The organism is Rhodobacter sp. 4.3.4, from assembly GCF_058724655.1.
The window spans coordinates 2,667,800-2,685,455 of record NZ_CM178967.1 but is presented as its reverse complement, the minus strand read 5'-3'; the positions used below and the strand labels follow the sequence as shown (position 1 = coordinate 2,685,455).

Sequence of the window (17,656 nt, the reverse complement as noted above, 5' to 3'; positions counted from 1 at the left end):
ACGGCGATGCGCAAGGCGGTCGGGTTCGTTCTGACGGGGCTGGTGCTGGCGGCTTGCGAGCCCTCGGTGCCGAATTCGGCGGCGGGCGTGGGGTTTGGCGCTTATCCGGGCTCTCAGCCGCGCGACGGTGCGCTGCAGGGGGCGCCGCTGAGCGCCACCACCCCGCCCGCAGGCTCGACCGCGGCGCTGGATGCGGCGGCGGCAAAGACGACGCAGGGCACGATCGGCGCCGATGCGATCGCCGCGCTGCGCGCCACCGCGCCCTCAAGCCCCGGCCCGGCCCCGGTCAATCCGGCGACCGGCGAATATATCGGCGTGAACGGCCAACCGCGCGCGCCCGGTCAGCCGATGGATGCGATGTCGCATTTCGGCACCACCCGGCCCGCGCCGGTCACCGACATGACGACGCAGGGCGCGGCGGGGCCGAACCTTGCCGCCTATGCCCTGGCTGCAACGAACAGCCTTGGCCAGAAGGTCTATGCGCGCAACGGCTTCAAGATGACCTCGACCGAAAAAGCCTGCGCGAAATTCGTCTCTTCCGATCTGGCGCAGCGGGCGTTTCTGGAAAAGGGCGGCCCGGTCCAGGATCCGGGCAATCTTGACCCCGACGGCGACGGCTTCGCCTGCGCCTGGGACCCGCGTCCCTTCCAGGCGGCGCGGAAATGACCGAGGCCCCCGCCTCTCCGAATTTCGGAGAGCGGCGCGGCGGCGCGCAGCCCGAGCTGATCGTCCTGCATTACACCGGCATGGCAACCTGCGCCGCGGCGCGGGAGCGGCTCTGTGATCCCGCTGCCGAGGTCTCGGCGCATTGGCTGATTGCCGAGGATGGCCGGGTGGAAGCCCTTGTGCCGGAGCGCTTTCGTGCCTGGCATGCCGGGGCGGGCGGCTGGATGGGGCAGGGCGACATCAATTCCCGCTCGATCGGGATCGAACTGGCCAATCCGGGCGACGCGCCGTTTCCCGAACCGCAGATGGCGGCCTTGGAAGGGCTTTTGCCCGGGATCATGGCGCGCTGGGGCCTTGGCCCCGAGGCGGTGATCGCCCATTCCGACTGTGCGCCCGGCCGCAAGATCGATCCCGGCCCGCGGTTCGACTGGGCGCGGCTTGCCCGGCAGGATCTGGCGATCTGGCCCGCGCCCGCGGGCCGTGTGCCGCCCGTCACGCCCGAGGCCTTCCTCGCGCTGGCCGAGACCTTCGGCTACCCCGAGGCGCCGGTCGAGGTGCTGCTGGCCGCCTTCCGGCTGCGGTTCCGGCCGCGGCATGACGGCCCGCTTGACGCCACCGACATTGCGATGATCAACGATCTGGCCTTGCGCTTCGGCTCGGACGGCGGCGCCTGGCGGTCCAGCTGAGGAGGGGGGCTCTGCCCCCCGGCTGCGCCTCCCCCCGGGATATTTCTGGCAAGATAAAAGCCAAAACGGGGATTCTCATTTATCTTGCTCCAAATATCCCGGGGGTATGGGGGCAGCGCCCCCATTGACCTTTGGCCGGGGCGCAGCGTATCAGGGCCGGGCGCGGAAGACCGGATGACCGCGGCGGCCCATAGCTCCGTTTTTCGGATAGCTGGGCGGCCGAGGAAAGTCCGGACTCCATGAAGCAACGGTGCCGGGTAACGCCCGGCGGGGGCAACCCCAGGGAAAGCGCCACAGAGAAGAGACCGCCCTGCATGCAGGGTAAGGGTGAAACGGTGGGGTAAGAGCCCACCGCGGGACTGGCAACAGGACCGGCACGGCAAGCCCCACCGGGAGCAACGCCGAATAGGGATGCCGCGCCGCAACCGGAAACGGGGGACGGCAGGGGAGCTTCGCCCCGAGGTGTCCGGGTTGGCGGCTTGAGGCTGCGGGTGACCGCAGACCCAGAGGAATGGTCATCCAGGGGGCAACCCCGGACAAAATCCGGCTTACAGGTCTTCCGCGCGCTGCCTCCTTGCGGGGCGGCGGCCTGCGGGTCTTTTCGCTTTGGCGTGATTCCTCTTGAACCGGGGCGGATGTGCCCCGAGATTGAGAAACAAGGCTGGGGGCGGCAGAGCGGCGCGATCGGTCGCCTCCGGGCGCGATCCGGGCCGGATCGACACCATCAAACCGGGAGGAACGGGATGAGTTTCGTCAAGACATTGGCCACGCTGGCGGTGGGCTTCGCCGCCGCCAAGGGCGTGCAGAGATTCCAGCAGGCGGGCGGGATCGACGCGATGAAGGGTGCGCTGCGCGATGCGGGCAAGCCCGGCGGCATGGCCGAGCAGATGGGCGACTGGGCGGCCCGGATGGGCGTTCCGGGCGGCAAGGAGACGGTCAGCCGGATGCTGGCAACGTTCGGCACCCAGGCCGCGGCGGCGACCGAGACGGCGCAGACGAATATCGGCGCGATGCTGGGCTCGATGAGTGCGGCGGCGGGGACAGGGGCGAAGGGCCTGGGCGAGGTGATGGGCGCGGCTTTGGCCGATCCGGCTGTGGCGGCGGGCGCCGAGGAGCACGCCAAGCTGATGATCCGCGCGATGATTCAGGCTGCCAAGGCCGATGGCACGATCGATGAGGCGGAGCGGGCGCAGATCCTGGCGCAGCTGGGCGAGGCGAGCGCGGAGGAAGTGTCCTTCGTGCAGGCCGAGCTGGATCGCCCGATCGACATTCTCGGGCTGGCGGGCGATGTCCACGAGGCGGCGCGGGTGCAGGTTTATTCCGCCGCGTTGATGGCGATCACCGTCGATACCGAGGCGGAAAAGACCTATCTGCGCAGCCTTGCGGCGGCTTTGGCGCTTGATCCCGAGACCGTGGCGCAGGTGCATCTGGGCATGGGCAAGCCCGCGGCGTGATCCGGCGCGGGAGGCTGCGAAAAAACGCGCCGTCGCGCGCCTTTGCGGTTGACTCTACGCGGCGGCTGACTAAAAGGCAGGCTTCAAGGATTTCGCGGATGCAGGCGCATCCGACTCTGGGAGACTGAGAATGGCGAAGCCGACGACGATCAAGATCCGTCTGAACTCGACGGCGGGCACCGGGCACTTCTATGTGACCAAGAAGAATGCCCGCACCATGACCGAGAAAATGACGGTGAACAAATATGACCCGGTCGTGCGCAAGCACGTCGAATACAAGGAAGGCAAGATCAAGTAAGATCTTGCAGACCTTAAGGGTTCAGGGCCGTCCTTAGGGGCGGCCTTTTGCTTTGCGGCCCTTTGGCTTTGCTCTGTAGCGCTCAGATCAACAGCAGGGCCAGCACGAAGACGCCGGTGAAGACCGCCCCCGCCAACGCCCAGAGGGTCGGCCGCGCACCTGGATCGCCAGATAGCGGCGGCGCGGCGAGATCGGGGCGATGCGGTGGCAGCGGCGCCGGATCCTGCTGGCGCTTGCGTTCGGTCGGCGGGGCGGTGGCCTCGGGCCCGTCGCTGTCGGGCGGGGCGCGGGTGCCCTGCGCGCCGGGCGGGACCGGCGGCGGGTGCGGCGCATGGGGATCGAAACTGTCGTCCGCAGCGGCCAGCAGCGGCGCGGGCGGATCGTCGGAATGCGGTGCGCGGCGGTGCTGTGCGCCGGGCAGGGCGCGGGTGGCCGCCTGCTGCGCCAGAACCGCCTGCAGCGCCGTGGGATCGACCAGCATCTGCGCCGCGACGAGGGACATCGGCGTGGCGCCGCCGCCCTGCGGGGCCGCGGCCCGGGTGGCGGTGGCCAGCACCTCGGCCGAGAGCGCGCTGGCCCGTGCCATCAGGGCGGCAGCACGATCGGGGGCAGCGCCCGGCGCGGGCAGCTCGGCGGCGGGGCCAGAGCCTGGGGCAGGGCGGGGCTGGGATGTCGGTGCCGAAGTCGGCAGATCGGGCAGATCCGGCAGGGTCAGCGCCGCGCCGCGGTGCGGATCGGCGCCCTGCGGCAGCGGCAGGGACTGCGTTCCCGCGGGCAGCAGGCTGGGGGCGGTGGGCAGAGGCAGGGGCATCAGCATGAGCGGGCCTCGGGCAAGACATGCCCGAGGATGACAGGAATTGGTGAACGGAGGGTTAATATCCGGTTAATATCCGTCCGGCAGGGCCTCGGCCTCAAGGCTCGGGCGCGGCGGCCGCGGCGGCGCGGGCACGCGGAACACCGCGCAGTAAAGCGCCGGGGCGAAGACCAGCGTCACCAGCGTCCCCGCGATGATCCCCCCCATCATCGCAAAGGCCATCGGCGCCCAGAACACCTCACGCGAGATCGGGATCAGCGCCAGCGAGGCGGCGGCGGCGGTGAGCAGGATCGGCCGGGCACGCGCGTCCGAGGCCTCGAAGATCGCGTCCCAGCGGGTCTTGCCGGCCCCGATCTGCTCGTCGACCTCGGCCATCAGGATCAGCGAATTGCGGATCAGGATGCCAACCAGCGCCAGCACGCCCAGAATCGCCACGAAACCAAGCGGTTGTCCCGAGGGCACCATGGCGGCGACGACGCCGATCAGGCCAAGGGGGGCGACGGCCAGAACGATGAACATCAGCCGGAAGCTTTGCATCTGCACCATCACAAGGGTGAGGATGATCAGCACCATCAACGGCACGACGGCGACGATCGGCGCCTGGCTTTCGCCGCTGCTTTCGGCCACGCCGCCCGGCTCGATCGTGGTTCCGGCAGGCAGCCGCGCCATCTGTTCGGCAATCGCCGGGGCCAGATCGGCGGTGACGGTGGAGGGCTGGTTCGACCCCACCACCGCGGCCTTGACGGTGATCGTCGGCACCCGGTTGCGGGCATGCAGCACCGGCGCCTCCATCTGCCAGTCCAGCGTCGCGAAGCTAAGCAGCGGCACCGGCACCCCCGAGGGTGAGGGCAGCTGCAGCGAGGCGAGCGAGCCCACCCGCGAGCGGTCCGCCTCGGCGCCGCGGGCCAGCACATCGACCAGCGTCTGACCGTCGCGCAATTCGGTGATCGTGACGCCCTCGAACAGCGCCTGCAGCGCCTGCGCCACGTCCTTTTGCGTCAGGCCAAGCTGGCGCAGCCGCTCCTGATCGAGCACGACGCGGGCGACCCGCACCGGCTCGCCCTCGTCGAGCGTGATGTTCGACAGCCGCGGGTCCTGCGCCAGCCGCTCGGCCAGCGCCCGCGCCTCGGTCAAAAGCAGGCCGCGGTCCGGACCCATCAGCCGGTATTGCACTGGCTTGCCGACCGGCGGTCCCAGCTCGATCAGCTTCGAGAACACATCGACCCCGGGCAGTTTCGCCGCATGCTCGATCAGCGCCTGCCGCAGCGCGTTACGTTCCTCAAGTCCCTTGGTCATCACCACGATCTGGCCGATGAAGGGCACCGGCGTCGGCGCATCGAGCGAGAGCAGGAACCGCGGTGCGGAGCGGCCGACATAGGTCGTCCAATAGGCGGCCTCGGGGCGGGTGGCGAGCCAGCGGTCAAGCTCTGCCATCGCCCCGTCGGTCGCCGCAATCGCCGAATTCTGCCGCATCGTCACGTCGATCAGCAGTTCCGGCCGGTCCGAGGCGGGGAAGAACTGGTGCTCGATATGGCGCATGCCGTAAAGCGAGGCGCCAAACAGCGCGACGGTGAGCACGATGGTCAGCCAGCGCGCTCGCATCGCCCCCAGCAGCAGGACGCGAAAACCGCGGCGCAGCCGGCCCGGGGTGGCGTCGTGATGCGGCATCGTCTTTGGCAGGAAGGTGGCGCCGATCAGCGGCGCAAAGAGCACCGCGACGACCCAGCTCAGCATCAGCGAAATCGCGATGACGTAGAACAGCGACAGCGTGTATTCCCCGGCCTGGCTGGAATTGAGCCCGATCGGAATGAAGCCCGCGACGGTGACGAGCGTGCCCGAGAGCATCGGAAAGGCGATCGAGGTCCAGGCATGCGACGCCGCCTTGGTGATCGTGTCCCCCGCCTCGAGCCGGGCGATCATCGTTTCGATGGCGATCATCGCATCATCGACCAGAAGCCCGAGCGCGATGATCAGCGCGCCCAGCGAAATCCGCTGCAGCGTCACCCCCATCGCCTCCAGAATGACGAAGGTCAGCGCCAGAACCAGCGGGATCGACATCGTCACCACCAGCCCCGCCCGCAAGCCCAGCGAGACGAACGACACCAGCAGCACGATCGCCACCGCCTCGGCCAGCGCGCGCAGGAAATGGTTCACCGATTGCTCGACCACCAGCGGCTGATCGGCGACCTTGTGCAGGGAAATCCCCACCGGCAATTCGGTCGCCACCCGGTCCATCAGCGCGGTCAGATCGGCGCCGAAATCCAGGATGTTGGCGCCCTGTTTCATGCCGATGATCAGCCCCACCGCGGGCTGGCCGTTGTAGCGAAACAGGCTGTCGGGCGGATCGGCAAAGCCCGCGCGGACGGTGGCGACATCGGAGAGCCGAAAGAAGATATCGCCCACCCGCAGCGGCGCCGCGGCCAGTTCGGCGGCATCGGCAAAGCGCCCCGACATCCGCACCGCGATCAGCTCGTCCGCGGTGCGGATCACGCCCGAGGGCACGATGGCGTTCTGCGCCGCCAGCGTGCCCAGCACCTGCGCCTGATCAAGCCCCAGCGCCGCGAGCTTGCGGGCGGAAAATTCCACATGCACAACAGGGTCTTGCGTGCCGATCAGCTCGACCTTGCCCGCCGCCTTCAGGGTCAGCACCGCCGAGCGGACCTTCTCCACCCGGGTCTTCACTTCCTGCGGGCTGAACCCGTCGGCGGTGAAGGCATAGATCGAGCCATAGACATCGCCGAAGCTGTCGTTGAAGTAAAAGCCCGCGAATTCCGCCGGAAAATCCGGGCGGATATCGGCCATCATGTTGCGCACCTTCTGCCAGCTGCGCGTCACCGCCTCGCCCCGCGTTTCGGGGGTCAGTTCGACCTGCACCACGGCGCGGCCCGGGAAGGTTTCGGATTTGGTGAACTTCAGGTTCGGCAGTTCCTGCAGCTTCTTCTCGATCCGGTCGGTGACCTGTTCGCGCGTCTCCTCGGCGGTGGCGCCGGGCAGGATCGCGGTGACGATCATGATCTTGATGGTGAAGGAGGGGTCTTCCTCGCGGCCAAGGTCGCGATAAGCCAGAACCCCCGCCAGAAGCGAGACGAGGATCAGATACCAGATCATCGAGCGATGCCGCAAAGCCCAGTCGGACAGGTTGAAACTCATGGCGATACCCTTGGTCCGAGAGGTTGGCCCGGCGTGATCGAGCGGATGCCGCGGATCACCACCTCGTCGCCGGGCGCAAGGCCCGAGGTGATCACCACGCGGTCGTCAAGGTGCTGGCCCAGCCGCACCGGCACCGCTTCGGCACGCCGGTCCGGGCCGATGCGCCAGACCTGCGGCGGGTCGGTGTCGGGGCGGATCGCGGCCATGGGCAGGGTCAGAAGCGGCGCCTCGGGCTGATCGAGCCGCGCGGTGACGAGCGTGCCAAGGCGGAAGGCATGGCCGCCGTCGGCCAGCGAGATCCGCAGCCGATGCGCCCGGGTCGAGGCATCGGCGACCGGCTCGATCAGTCGCAGCCGCCCGGACAGGGTTTTCGGGCCGTCGCCGCGGGTCTCGATGGTGAAATGCGCGTCTTGCGGCAGCACGGCCAGCATCTCGTCGGGCACATCGATCACCGCCTCGCGCCCGGCGGCGGTGGCCAGACGCAGAACCGGCGTGCCCGGGGTGACGACGGCGCCGGGTTCCGCCAGGATCTGGCTGACGACCCCCGCCGAGGGCGCGCTGAGAGTGCCAAAGCGTTCGGCATCGCGGGCCCGGGTCAGATCGGCGCGGGCGCGGTCGACCGTGGCGCGGGCGGCGGCGGCTTTTGCCGCGGCGGCCTCGAGCGTGGCCATCGGCGCCACCCCGCGACGGTGCAATTCCTGCGCCCGTTCAAGGCTTTGCCGGGCGAAATCCGCCTCGGCCAGGGCCGCGCGCAGCCCGGCGGCGGCGGCGGCGACATCCTCGGCCAAAGTCACCTGATCGAGCGTCGCCAGCACCTGTCCGGCCTTGACCGCATCGCCCGGATTGACCGGCCGGGTCTCGATCCGGCCCGCGGTCTGAAAGCCGAGCGTGGTTTCCACCTCGGCCGCGATCACGCCGGGAAAATCGCGCGTGGCGATGGCCAGGCCGGTGACGATTTCCGACACCACCGGGCGGACCGGCGCCTCGGCCAGCGCGGCGGCGGGGGCAAGCGCCAGCAGAACAAGCACGAGCGGGCGGATCATGGCGTCGTCTCCAGTGGCCGGACGGCGCGGCCGGGGTAAAGCAGATGCGCGCCGCGGGCGACGACCAGCGCGCCTTCGGACAGGCCCTCGGCGACATCGATGCCGCGGTCGGTGTAGCGCGAGATCCGCACCGGGCGCAGCGTGGCGCGCCGGGTTTTCGGATCGATCGTCCAGACCGCGGGGCGGCCGTCTTTCGTTACCAGCGCCGTCCAGGGCAGCCCCATCGCCGAGCCGAGCGGCAGATCCAGTACGGCGACGATCGCGGTGCCCAGCCCCGGGGCTTGGGTGTCCTTGGGCAGTTTGGCCTTGACCCGGACGGTGCCGGTGGCCCCCGCGACCAGAGGGGCAATCTCGGTCACCAGCGCCTGCATGACGGGGCCGGTCCCCTCGACAGGGCGCAGCGTCACGGTCTGGTCGCGAAAACGGTCGAGCGCGGGGAAATCGGGGACGTACAGCACGGCTTCGCGGGCGCCGTCGCGGGCCAGCGTCAGCACCGTCTGCGCCGCGCCGACGATCTGGCCGGTCTCGGCCGCGCGGGCGGTGACGATCCCCGCGGCGGGCGCGGTCAGGGTGCAATCGGCCAGCGTCTGCCGGGCCTTGGCCAGGGCCGCCTGGGCCTGATCCTGGGCCGAGCGGGCGGACAGCGCCGCCTCGGTCGCGGCATCCAGCGCGGCCTGGGTCGCCGCGCCGCGCTGGGTCAGTTCCGCCGCCCGGCTGCGCGCCTGTTCCGCCTGCGTCAGCATCGCCGCCGCCGCATCGGCCTGCGCCTCGGCGCCGCGCAGCGCGGCCGCAGCCTGGGTCGGGTCCAGCTCTGCCAGCACCTGGCCCGCCTGCACCTGATCGCCCACCTGCACCTGCAGCGCGATGATCCGCCCGCCGGCGCGAAAGCCCACGGGTACCGCCTCGGCCGCCTCGATGCTGCCCGAAAGTTCGAAATGCACGAAGGCCGGCGCGGTATGGGCGGTGACAAGCTCCACCGCCAGCGGGGCTTCGGCGGCGAGCGGCGGGGCAAAGGGGATCAGGCCTGCCAGCACCAGGGCCGGAAAGATGGGGCCATGCAGCGCCGTCTTGCGCATCGTCTCTCCCTTTGCACCGGGTCCGGCGTCGAGCGGGCGATTCGGGACGCCCGGCCGAACGATTGCCCGATCATAGGACAGGAAAGCCGACAAGTAATCTTTGATTAATCTTTGATCTGCGTCAGCCCCCGTGCCGTTGCGGCACAACGGCAGGCGCCCCCGAAGGGGCGCCGCAAGCCGGACCGGGGCCGGGCTTATTTCGCGGTGTAGATCTGGTCAAAGATGCCGCCGTCGCCGAAATGCTCGGGCTGCACCTTGGCCCAGCCGCCGAAATGCGCGATGTCCACCAGCTCGATCTTCGGGAACCGCGCCACATCGGCCGGATCGGCCTTCGAGGCATCCCAGGCACGATAGAAGTGCTTGTAGGCGATCGCCTGGCCCTCGGGGCTGTACAGGAAGTCCAGATAGGCCGTCGCCAGAGCCTTCTGATCGTCATTGGCGATGTTGCTTTCGACCAGCGCCACCGGCGGCTCGGCCAGAACCGAGACCGAGGGCACGACGATGTCGAACTGATCCTCGCCCAATTCCTTCAGCGACAGATAGGCCTCGTTTTCCCAGGCCAGCAGCACATCGCCGATGCCGCGCTGGGCAAAGGTCGTCGTCGCTCCCCGCGCACCGCTGTCCAGCACCGGCACATGGGCAAAAAGGTCATGCAGGAAGGCTTTCGGGTCCTGACCGTTCTTTTCCGCCCAGGCCCAGGCGGCCAGATAGTTCCACCGCGCGCCCCCCGAGGTTTTCGGGTTCGGCGTGATCACCTCGATGCCCTCCTTGACCAGATCGCCCCAATCCTTGATCCCCTTCGGGTTGCCCTCGCGCACCAGGAAGACGATGGTCGAAGTATAGGGCGAGGAATTGTGCGGCAGCTTGCCCTGCCAATCCGCGGGCAGCTTGCCCGCCTTGGCGATCTTGTCGATGTCGGAGGCCAGCGCCAGCGTCACCACCTGCGCGTTCAGCCCCTCGATCACCGCGCGCGCCTGCGCCCCCGAGCCGCCATGCGAGGTCTCGATCTTCGGCGCGTCATGGCCTGCGGCGGCCCAGTGTTCGGTGAAGGCCTCGTTGACCTCGCGGTAAAGTTCGCGCGTCGGGTCGTAGCTGACATTGAGCAGGGTTTCGGCCTGCAGTTGCGGCGCGGCGACAAGGCCCGCCAGCACAAGCGCCACCAGCGCGCTGGTGGAGCGGGCGATGCGGGCGATCGGCCAGCCGGTCAGGCGGCGGGCGCCATCGGCGATGGTGACGCGGCCGTCGGTATGGTCTGCGGTCTTTTGACCCTGGGCGGTGATGTGGCGGGACAGCGAAATCGTGGTCAGCATGGGTCTCTCGATCAGGAAAAGAGGGGGGAAAGCGGATGGGACGTAGGGGCGGCGGACCTGTGGGGGGCCGGATGGCGCGGGCCGGGGCAGATCATCGCCCGCATCGGCGCGCGCAGGCTTGCAGCGGGAGCGGTCAGAGCAGGATCGATCATCGGCATCTCCTTTCCGGCGGGTGATCGGCGCGATGTTGTTAATGTCCACTGGTTTAGTCGAGATTGGCAAGGAAATAATCACGCCTTAGTTTGTCGTGATTATGGAATTTTATTCTCCGCCCGGAGGGGCTTTGGCCCGAATCGACGGCGGGGCGGGGCGATCTGGCGCTTGCGCGGCTCCTCCGGGTCGCGGCCTCTCCCGGGCCGCGAGGGCGGGGGCCGGATCTTCGGGCCAGGGTGCGATGCCGGAACGGGCGGCAGAAATGTCTTCTAGGCGGCTTTGGCGCGCGGTTTCGGAGCGTGACGACCTGGGCGCGTCCCGACCCGGAAGCCGGTATTGGGACATCCGACAGGTTCTGTCCCGGTTTCTTTTACGCGCCGTCGGGGCCGGTCGATTTTTGCGCAAGAAAGTGACGATACCCTCTGGACAGTCCAGGCGCCCTCGTCTAGTAACCCCGCACCAACACCGGTTTGACGATCTTGTCGAGCAGGCCCGGTGCCCAGATAGCTCAGTTGGTAGAGCAGCGGATTGAAAATCCGCGTGTCGCTGGTTCGATTCCGGCTCTGGGCACCACTTAAATCTCTGATATCGTTGGATTTTCTGGATCGCCGTTGATCCATTTTGAGCCCCGGATTAAGTTATACACAGTTATACACTCAATCCTCGGCACCATGACCGCAGACTCCCCGAACCGGATGACCTCGCTGCGCCAACTGCGCAAGGGGCTCGCCATTTATAAGACAGCGCGCAGCCCCTACTGGATGGTGCGCCTGGCGGTGACGACGCCCGACACGCAACTGCCATCCCTGGCGCTGCGGTGGGGCGACAGACCGAGGTCGTCGAGAGCGAATTTCAGGACCGTGCTCTTGCCCGATCCGGCATAGCCGAAGAGCCGGAAGACCTGCTGCTCATCGGTGCGGTTCTCGAACCAGTCGCGGACTTCGGCGATGGCGGCGGCCTGCGCGGCCGAGGGGATGAAGTCAGACACCGCCGCCCCTCCAGCACCGCTCCGCCCAAGCACAGGGCGCGTGCCACTTGCCGCTGGCCATGCCGCCCCGGCAGACGACCGCCGTCGGCTCGGTGGCCATGCGGGGCAACCATTCGCCCGCCGCCGAGCACTGGACAACAGCGACGGCGCGATCCGACATCTCCTGCGCAAGGCGGGCATCGAACGGGACCAGTTCCGCATGCAATTCCATCGTGTCGCGGTTCAGCGCGCCGCGGACATCCGGCTTGCCGGTCCGGTCCGAGAAGGCCTCGGGTTGCTGGCGGGCATAGGCCATCGCCTGCCGCGTCAGATCGGTGATCGAGTCAACGAAGACGATGCGCCGCGCCGCGAGGAAGGCCTCGATGCCGCTGTCGCGTTGCTGGGCCTGCAGCCAGGCATGCCGCTCGGTCCCGTACCAGGACTGCGGATGCTGCGCCGGGTCCGGCCCGCCGATCAGCACAGCCAGATCGCGGAAGTCGGTGAAGCTGCGCACCGGGATCGACGCGCCGCGCCAGTCCTGTACCGACTTCATCCCGGCCTCGAGGTCGAGGCAGACGGTTTCCTCGGCAGGCAGGGTCTTCAGGAGTGTGGTCTTGCCCACGCCCGGTGGGCCGAAGATGGCGAGCGAGGTCTTGTTCTCGGCGGCCGAGAGGCGTTCGTCGGCGGTGATGATGCGGAAGGCCATGGGGTTCTCCGAAAGATTGAAAGGGCGCGGCGGCGGGGTTGACCGGGTGCCGAAGGGGAACCTGCCCGGCGTTGCCGCACGGGCGTCCCGCCGCCGCGCGTCACCGGTCTCGGGTCTCGAGCCGGAACACGGGTTTGCCGGTGGTCTCGGACCGGGCGGCGGCGAAGCCCTCGCGCATGGCATCGGGCCAGGCTCCGAAGCGGCGTTCCGGCACGCGATAGGCGATTTCCAGGTACTGGGTCGGATCGTCGCTAGCCTCGCGGATCCGGGTTGGCGCGGAAGCCCGCGGCTGGATCGGCGCCGACCGGCACGGCCGAGATCTCGAACGGGGTCCAGTCGACCGCGCGCCAAAGCTCGCGCCCGCCATCGGGCTTCGAGACCTCGAAGCGGTGGACCTGGTAGCCGATGGAGACCGCGCGGATGTGCCCGGCCTGAATGTCGCGCCAGATCGGCTCGACATCGGCCCGCTCCGAGATCCGCACCAGCGCGATGCCCCGGCCGTTCTCGATCCGCGCCGAACCGGGGACGACCGAGCCGATCACCGCGTCGAGCGTGTCGAGCTCGTGCACCTTCAGGAAGGGCGCGCCCGCGTTCAGCCGGTCGAGCCGGACATGGGCGGGATCGAGGCTCAGCTCCTCGTCATAGGGCTCACCGAAGAAGGTTGCGCGGCGGACGCGGGCCCCGGCGGACCAGACCACCTCGATGGTGCGGGTGTCGGCATCGGCCGTGTTCGGCGCAAGCTCCGCCGACCGACGCATGGCCGGCAGTTCGATTATCGTGTCCATCAACGGTTCCTTGCTTTCACGCGGGCATTCGCAGCGCCGATGCGTTATCCCAAACTAGATCTGATCTAGAAGATTTAGATTGACGCGTTCGTGTTATTCATCTAGATCAAATTTAGATGATTTAGATAGGAGGGCGGAATGCCAAACCTCGTCACAAGCCTCGACAGCGCGCTGGCTGCCATCAAAACTCTGAACGGTAGCCTGCATGAGTATCCGGAGCTCGCGGACCGATTGGGACAAGCCCACGCGTTCTACGTCCTCGAAGGCGATGAAGGTCCGAGCTTTGGTTTTTCGAAGTTCGTCGGCTATGAGGGCCTGACGCCGGACGACTACCTTCGAGACTACAAGTCACTTGATGGGCGCAACACCGAGCACGCACTGTCGAAGTGGTTTGTAGAACTGCGTTTTGGGTCTCCGGCCTATGAAGATTTGTTCAAGCAACTCTCCGAGTGGTTGGGAACGTTCGGCAAGCGTCCTCGCGGCGGCGAAGCTCAGAAGGTGCGGCTGATGGTTGTCCGCCCAGAATTCCGTGAAGCGGCCTCAAGTGAAGGCGAAGACAGGCGGCTGCTCCAACTGATGCTCGCCGTCGCCGATCTGCTTCCGGCCAACCAGCGGCTCGAACTTCGCGCGGCCTTGTAGGCCGTCCTTTGTTGGGGTGACCTCTACTCCGTAGCTTCATCCATGACGTCTGTCGGATCGCTAGTCTGCGCACTGCCGGTCTTGGTGACCCGGCGCGGATCGCTGTCGAGCACCAGCCCCAGCGCGTCAAGCTTGGCATTGGTCGCGGCGATCTCGGCCAGCACCGCGTCGGGGTTGCGGCCCTGCCGGGCGATCACCTCGGCCAACGTCATGGTGCCCGAGCGGATCGACAGCAGGTTCGCCATGGCGTCCTTCTGAGGATCGACCGCCTCGAACTTCGGCGGCGACCACTCGACTGGGACGGTCGGCGACGGGATCTGGCCTGCGGCCCATGCCGCTTCCGTGAACCAGCGCCAGACCGGCGCGCAGAACATCGGGATGAACAGTTGCCACTGTACCGCGTCGATCTGTCGGCGGAACTCCACGAGCCCGGCCCGGATCGAGGAATAGTTGACCTGGGACAGGTCCCCGGTCAGCAGCTCGTAGGGCACGCGGAACCCGGCCGAAATCGTGTGCAGGTTCGCCCGCTTGTATTCGCCATAGCCGCCGGTGGCGGAGGGCTGGTTGAACCGGATGTCCTTGCCGCCACGGGCATAGGCGATCAGCCCCGGCTCGAACTGCTCCACCCGGTTGCCGTCGGCGTCGACCACGGACGGCGCGATGCCCTGCTGCGCCTCGTCGTCGCCGAAGACGATGGCGGTGACGCAGGCCTCGGTCTTCTTGCGGACCAGTTCCGCCACCTCGTAGTCGTCGAGATCGCGCAAGGACCGGATCACCGGCGCGCCCCAGGGCACGCCGCGGGCCTGGGTGCGCTGCTTCTCGTAGATGTGCGCGATCTCGGTGGCCGGGACCGGGCGGCTCTGCAGACCGTTCTGCAAGGCTCCGTAGGCGTCGCCCGGGTGCTCGGCATGCAGCCAGTAGGCGCGGCGCTTGCCGACCGGGTCGAACTCGATCCCCTGTACGAGGCGACCTGCGCCGAGGGCGTGCCTTCCGGGTGCCGCCGACGATGCTCTTCGAGCTGACGCGGGGCACCTGGAGCAATACCGAAGAGATGGCCCGGCAATTCCTGCAAGTGACGCTGAAGCCGTGGCTTGCGTCGTGGTCCTGGGCCTATGCGCGCTGCCTGCTTTCGCCCGAGGAACGCCGCCGCCTTTATGTCGAGTTCGTCACGGACGACCTGACCACCACCGACACCGCCGCCCGTGCCGCCGCCTATGGGCAGTATCGCAGTATGGGCGCGATGACCGCCAACGAGGTGCGCGCCGGGCTGAACCTGCCTCCGCGCGCCGATGGCGACACGCTGCAAAACCCCTACACCACCACCGGCGCCGCCCCTGCGGTTGATCCGGTGGCTGATCCTGCCCCCGAGGATGCCCCGCATGACTGACCGCATCACCCTGCGCGCCTTCTTTGGCGATGCCGAGCAAGCCTTCACCCTGACCGACCCGATGCTGACCGAGCTGGAGCGCCTGACCGGCCTTGGCACCGGCGCGCTCTATGCCCAGCTCGTCAACATGGCCTTCCCGGTGCAGGTTCTCGCGCAGGTGATCCGGCTTGGCCTGATCGGCGCGGGGATGACACCCGAGGAAGCCAAGCACCTTTGCACCACCTATGCCGAGAACCGCCCGCTGGCCGAGGTCTTCCCGCTCGCCTTCGCGGTCCTGGATGCGCGCTGGAGCGGTGTTGAGGTGACGCGATGACCGACCGGCTCGAAATCAAGGCGCAGCTCGCCGTGACCGAGGCGGGCGAGATCACCGGGATTGCCTGGCCTTTCGGCTCTGCCGACCGCGTGGGCGACGTGATCGTGAAAGGTGCCTTCGCAGCCCCCGCGGCGCTGCCGATGCTCTTTGCCCATGATCAGGCGCAGGTGATTGGCGTCTGGGACCGGATCGCCGAGACCGAGGCCGGTCTGACGGTGAAGGGGCGCCTTCTGATCGACGATGTGGAACGCGCCCGCGAGGTGCGCGCGATGGTCAAGGCGGGGGCCGTCTCGGGCCTGTCGATCGGCTTTGTCACCAAGGATGCCAAGCGCGACGGCCGGGGCCGCCGGATCACCGCGCTTGAGCTGCACGAAATCAGCATTGTTGCCGTCCCGGCGCATCCGGGCGCGCAGATCACCTCTTTGAAATCAACGCATTGCAATTCGGAGTTCACACAGATGGAACAAGAAGACACCCCGGCCCAAGCGCCGCAGATCGACACCAAAGCCTTTGACGAGATCAAGGCCCGCCTCGACAAGCTTGAAGCGAAGACGAACCGCCCGAGCCTGGCCGTGACCGGCGTGCAAAGCCCGATCATGGCCGCCGACGAGGTGAAGGGCTTCGTGCATTACCTGCGCACCGGCGACAAGTCCGAGACGAAGAGCCTCGCTTATGGCGCCCCCTCGACCGGCGGCATCCTCGCCCCCGAAACCGTCTCGACCGCGATCATCGAAAAGATCGCCGAACAATCGCCCGTGCGCGGCCTTGCCTCGGTCATTTCCATGAGCGGGCCGCTGCTGCAACTGCCCCGGCTGGTCAACGAGGTGCAGCCCGCCCATGTGACCGAGACCGCCGCCCGCCCGGAATCCGAGCCGACCTTCGAACAGATCGACCTCAAGCCGCATGAGATGGCGGTGATTGTGCCGGTGACGCGGGTGCTGCTCGAAGATGCGCAGGTCGATCTGAACGGCTATCTGAGCGCCCATATCGCCCGCCGCTTCGGCCAGCTTGAAGCGCAATGGTTCGTCAAAGGGAACGGCACCACCGCCGCCGAGGGCGTTCTGACCGCAGCCGAGGTGCAGGAACTCGACGCGCCGACCCTGACGGCCGACACGCTGCTGGACCTCTTCTATGCGGTGAAGACGCCCTATGCGCAGAACGGCGCGTGGCTGATGAACCGCAAGACGATGGCGAGCATCCGCAAGCTGGCCGACCTCGACGGGCAACTTCTGTGGCAAAGCGGCCTTGCGGCGGGCCAACCGTCGCTTCTGCTCGGCCGCCCGGTCTATGAGGCGCCCGACATGGACGACGCGACCACCGGCAAGACGCCGATCGTCTTCGGTGACTTCGCCTCGGGTTACACGATCGCCGACCATACCGGCTTCAGCGTCATGCGTGACGACTACACCGGCGCGGCGAACGGCATCGTCAAGCTGCACGCCCGCCGCCGTGTCGGTGGCCGGGTGACGCTGGGCGAGGCGCTGGTGAAGCTCAAGCTTGCCGCCTGAGCCATGACCCCGCTTGCGCGCAGTGAAGAGGTGACTTTGCATCACGGGGGTTGGGCCGTGGTGCTGCGCCCCTCGCTGCGCGCGGCGATGACGCTTGAACGCCTGCACGATGGCTGGCCGGGTCTTCTCCTTGGGCTCGGACAGTTCCGCTTGCAGACCGTTCAGGCGATCATCCGGGCTTCGGCGGTTGATCGCAACGCCGCCGAGGCCCTTCTGGCCTCTTTCGCTGCCGCCCCCATCTCGGCGGTGAAAGAGGCCGTCACCGCGCCGCTCGGTGCGCTTCTGACTCTTTTCCTTGCCCCGATGACCGAGACGGCCGAGACCACCGCCCCGGCACAGTCGAAGCCCTGGGCGGACGCCTATGCCGAGCTTTACCGCTTCGGCACGGGCTGGCTTGGCTGGAGCCCGGCCGAGACCTGGGCCGCAACACCGACCGAGATCACGCAGGCGCTCGACGGCAAGCTCGCGCATCTGATTGCGCTGCAGGGCGGCGAGGGCAACGCCGGTCCCAGCGGTCCCGCCGGTCCCGGTCCCGACACATACACCCCCGCGCGGCTGCGCGAGATCGAAGAGCTGGGCTTCGACCCGGCCTTTGACCGCGAGGGCCTGCGCCGTCTGAAAGCGATGACCTGACATGCCCCGCCCGCCCCATATCTGCGCCTGTGGCCGCCTTGTGCCGCATGGCGAGCGCTGCACTTGCC

Annotated in this window: 18 protein-coding genes, 1 tRNA gene and 1 other RNA gene; 11 read left to right on the top strand and 9 right to left on the bottom strand. The window is 68.1% G+C overall.

The window, feature by feature from the left end:
* The first annotated feature begins 6 nt into the window (after nucleotides 1–6).
* The 5 genes from AC4PTB_RS13200 (at nucleotide 7) to rpmG (ending at nucleotide 3,104) form a co-directional block, all read left to right on the top strand.
* Nucleotides 7–666 (top strand): hypothetical protein, encoded by a 660-nt coding sequence (locus AC4PTB_RS13200; RefSeq protein ID WP_492190387.1) that lies wholly within the window; start codon nucleotides 7–9, stop codon nucleotides 664–666.
* A complete protein-coding gene (locus tag AC4PTB_RS13195; protein ID WP_492190386.1) occupies nucleotides 663–1,352 on the top strand; it encodes an N-acetylmuramoyl-L-alanine amidase in 690 nt (229 codons plus the stop codon). The genes AC4PTB_RS13200 and AC4PTB_RS13195 overlap by 4 nt, the downstream gene beginning before the upstream one ends.
* 162 nt (nucleotides 1,353–1,514) lie before the next feature.
* An RNA gene (gene rnpB / locus AC4PTB_RS13190) (RNase P RNA component class A) lies at nucleotides 1,515–1,919 on the top strand.
* 176 nt (nucleotides 1,920–2,095) lie between these two features.
* Nucleotides 2,096–2,806 (top strand): DUF533 domain-containing protein, encoded by a 711-nt coding sequence (locus tag AC4PTB_RS13185; RefSeq protein WP_492190385.1) that lies wholly within the window; start codon nucleotides 2,096–2,098, stop codon nucleotides 2,804–2,806.
* Nucleotides 2,807–2,936: 130 nt separating this feature from the next.
* Complete coding sequence (gene rpmG / locus AC4PTB_RS13180) at nucleotides 2,937–3,104, top strand: 50S ribosomal protein L33 (RefSeq protein WP_011750518.1); 168 nt, start codon at nucleotides 2,937–2,939, stop codon at nucleotides 3,102–3,104.
* An 82-nt stretch (nucleotides 3,105–3,186) separates the two neighbouring features.
* On the opposite strand, the gene AC4PTB_RS13175 is transcribed toward rpmG, so the two are convergent.
* The 5 genes from AC4PTB_RS13175 to AC4PTB_RS13155 form a co-directional block, all read right to left on the bottom strand.
* Complete coding sequence (locus tag AC4PTB_RS13175; RefSeq protein ID WP_492190384.1) at nucleotides 3,187–3,921, bottom strand: hypothetical protein; 735 nt, start codon at nucleotides 3,919–3,921, stop codon at nucleotides 3,187–3,189.
* 66 nt (nucleotides 3,922–3,987) lie between these two features.
* The gene (locus tag AC4PTB_RS13170; protein ID WP_492190383.1) at nucleotides 3,988–7,068 is read right to left on the bottom strand and encodes an efflux RND transporter permease subunit; all 3,081 of its coding nucleotides are present in this window, start codon (nucleotides 7,066–7,068) and stop codon (nucleotides 3,988–3,990) included.
* Nucleotides 7,065–8,111: an efflux RND transporter periplasmic adaptor subunit gene (locus AC4PTB_RS13165; RefSeq protein ID WP_492190382.1), complete on the bottom strand. Its 1,047-nt coding sequence runs from the start codon at nucleotides 8,109–8,111 to the stop codon at nucleotides 7,065–7,067. Before AC4PTB_RS13165 ends, AC4PTB_RS13170 begins: the two co-directional genes overlap by 4 nt.
* The gene (locus AC4PTB_RS13160) at nucleotides 8,108–9,187 is read right to left on the bottom strand and encodes an efflux RND transporter periplasmic adaptor subunit (RefSeq protein ID WP_492190381.1); all 1,080 of its coding nucleotides are present in this window, start codon (nucleotides 9,185–9,187) and stop codon (nucleotides 8,108–8,110) included. The genes AC4PTB_RS13165 and AC4PTB_RS13160 overlap by 4 nt, the downstream gene beginning before the upstream one ends.
* Before the next feature lie 194 nt (nucleotides 9,188–9,381).
* Nucleotides 9,382–10,497, bottom strand: a complete 1,116-nt coding sequence (locus AC4PTB_RS13155; RefSeq protein WP_492190380.1) for a sulfate ABC transporter substrate-binding protein — start codon at nucleotides 10,495–10,497, stop codon at nucleotides 9,382–9,384.
* A gap of 650 nt (nucleotides 10,498–11,147) precedes the next feature.
* On the opposite strand from AC4PTB_RS13155, the gene AC4PTB_RS13150 reads away from it, so the two are divergent.
* A tRNA-Phe gene (locus AC4PTB_RS13150) sits at nucleotides 11,148–11,223 on the top strand.
* Between the two features lie 181 nt (nucleotides 11,224–11,404).
* On the opposite strand, the gene AC4PTB_RS13145 is transcribed toward AC4PTB_RS13150, so the two are convergent.
* From AC4PTB_RS13145 to AC4PTB_RS13135, 3 genes are all read right to left on the bottom strand, one after another.
* Nucleotides 11,405–11,638: a hypothetical protein gene (locus tag AC4PTB_RS13145; protein ID WP_492190379.1), complete on the bottom strand. Its 234-nt coding sequence runs from the start codon at nucleotides 11,636–11,638 to the stop codon at nucleotides 11,405–11,407.
* A complete protein-coding gene (locus AC4PTB_RS13140; RefSeq protein WP_492190378.1) occupies nucleotides 11,631–12,323 on the bottom strand; it encodes an AAA family ATPase in 693 nt (230 codons plus the stop codon). Before AC4PTB_RS13140 ends, AC4PTB_RS13145 begins: the two co-directional genes overlap by 8 nt.
* Nucleotides 12,324–12,574: 251 nt before the next feature.
* The gene (locus AC4PTB_RS13135; protein ID WP_492190377.1) at nucleotides 12,575–13,108 is read right to left on the bottom strand and encodes a hypothetical protein; all 534 of its coding nucleotides are present in this window, start codon (nucleotides 13,106–13,108) and stop codon (nucleotides 12,575–12,577) included.
* Between the two features lie 138 nt (nucleotides 13,109–13,246).
* On the opposite strand from AC4PTB_RS13135, the gene AC4PTB_RS13130 reads away from it, so the two are divergent.
* Nucleotides 13,247–13,747: a hypothetical protein gene (locus AC4PTB_RS13130; RefSeq protein WP_492190376.1), complete on the top strand. Its 501-nt coding sequence runs from the start codon at nucleotides 13,247–13,249 to the stop codon at nucleotides 13,745–13,747.
* 23 nt (nucleotides 13,748–13,770) lie between these two features.
* On the opposite strand, the gene AC4PTB_RS13125 is transcribed toward AC4PTB_RS13130, so the two are convergent.
* Nucleotides 13,771–14,700, bottom strand: coding sequence for a phage portal protein (locus AC4PTB_RS13125; RefSeq protein ID WP_492192642.1), 930 nt, complete (start codon nucleotides 14,698–14,700; stop codon nucleotides 13,771–13,773).
* 53 nt (nucleotides 14,701–14,753) lie between these two features.
* Here AC4PTB_RS13125 and AC4PTB_RS13120 point away from each other — a divergent pair, with 53 nt between their 5' ends.
* The 4 genes from AC4PTB_RS13120 to AC4PTB_RS13105 are packed head-to-tail and all read left to right on the top strand — an operon-like array spanning nucleotide 14,754 to nucleotide 17,588.
* Complete coding sequence (locus AC4PTB_RS13120; protein ID WP_492190375.1) at nucleotides 14,754–15,134, top strand: phage portal protein; 381 nt, start codon at nucleotides 14,754–14,756, stop codon at nucleotides 15,132–15,134.
* Nucleotides 15,127–15,447 (top strand): gene transfer agent family protein, encoded by a 321-nt coding sequence (locus AC4PTB_RS13115; RefSeq protein WP_492190374.1) that lies wholly within the window; start codon nucleotides 15,127–15,129, stop codon nucleotides 15,445–15,447. Before AC4PTB_RS13120 ends, AC4PTB_RS13115 begins: the two co-directional genes overlap by 8 nt.
* Entirely contained in the window at nucleotides 15,444–16,955 is a 1,512-nt protein-coding gene (locus tag AC4PTB_RS13110; protein WP_492190373.1) for a phage major capsid protein, read from the top strand. Before AC4PTB_RS13115 ends, AC4PTB_RS13110 begins: the two co-directional genes overlap by 4 nt.
* Before the next feature lie 3 nt (nucleotides 16,956–16,958).
* Nucleotides 16,959–17,588: a phage tail assembly chaperone gene (locus AC4PTB_RS13105; RefSeq protein ID WP_492190372.1), complete on the top strand. Its 630-nt coding sequence runs from the start codon at nucleotides 16,959–16,961 to the stop codon at nucleotides 17,586–17,588.
* Nucleotides 17,589–17,656: the final 68 nt, after the last annotated feature.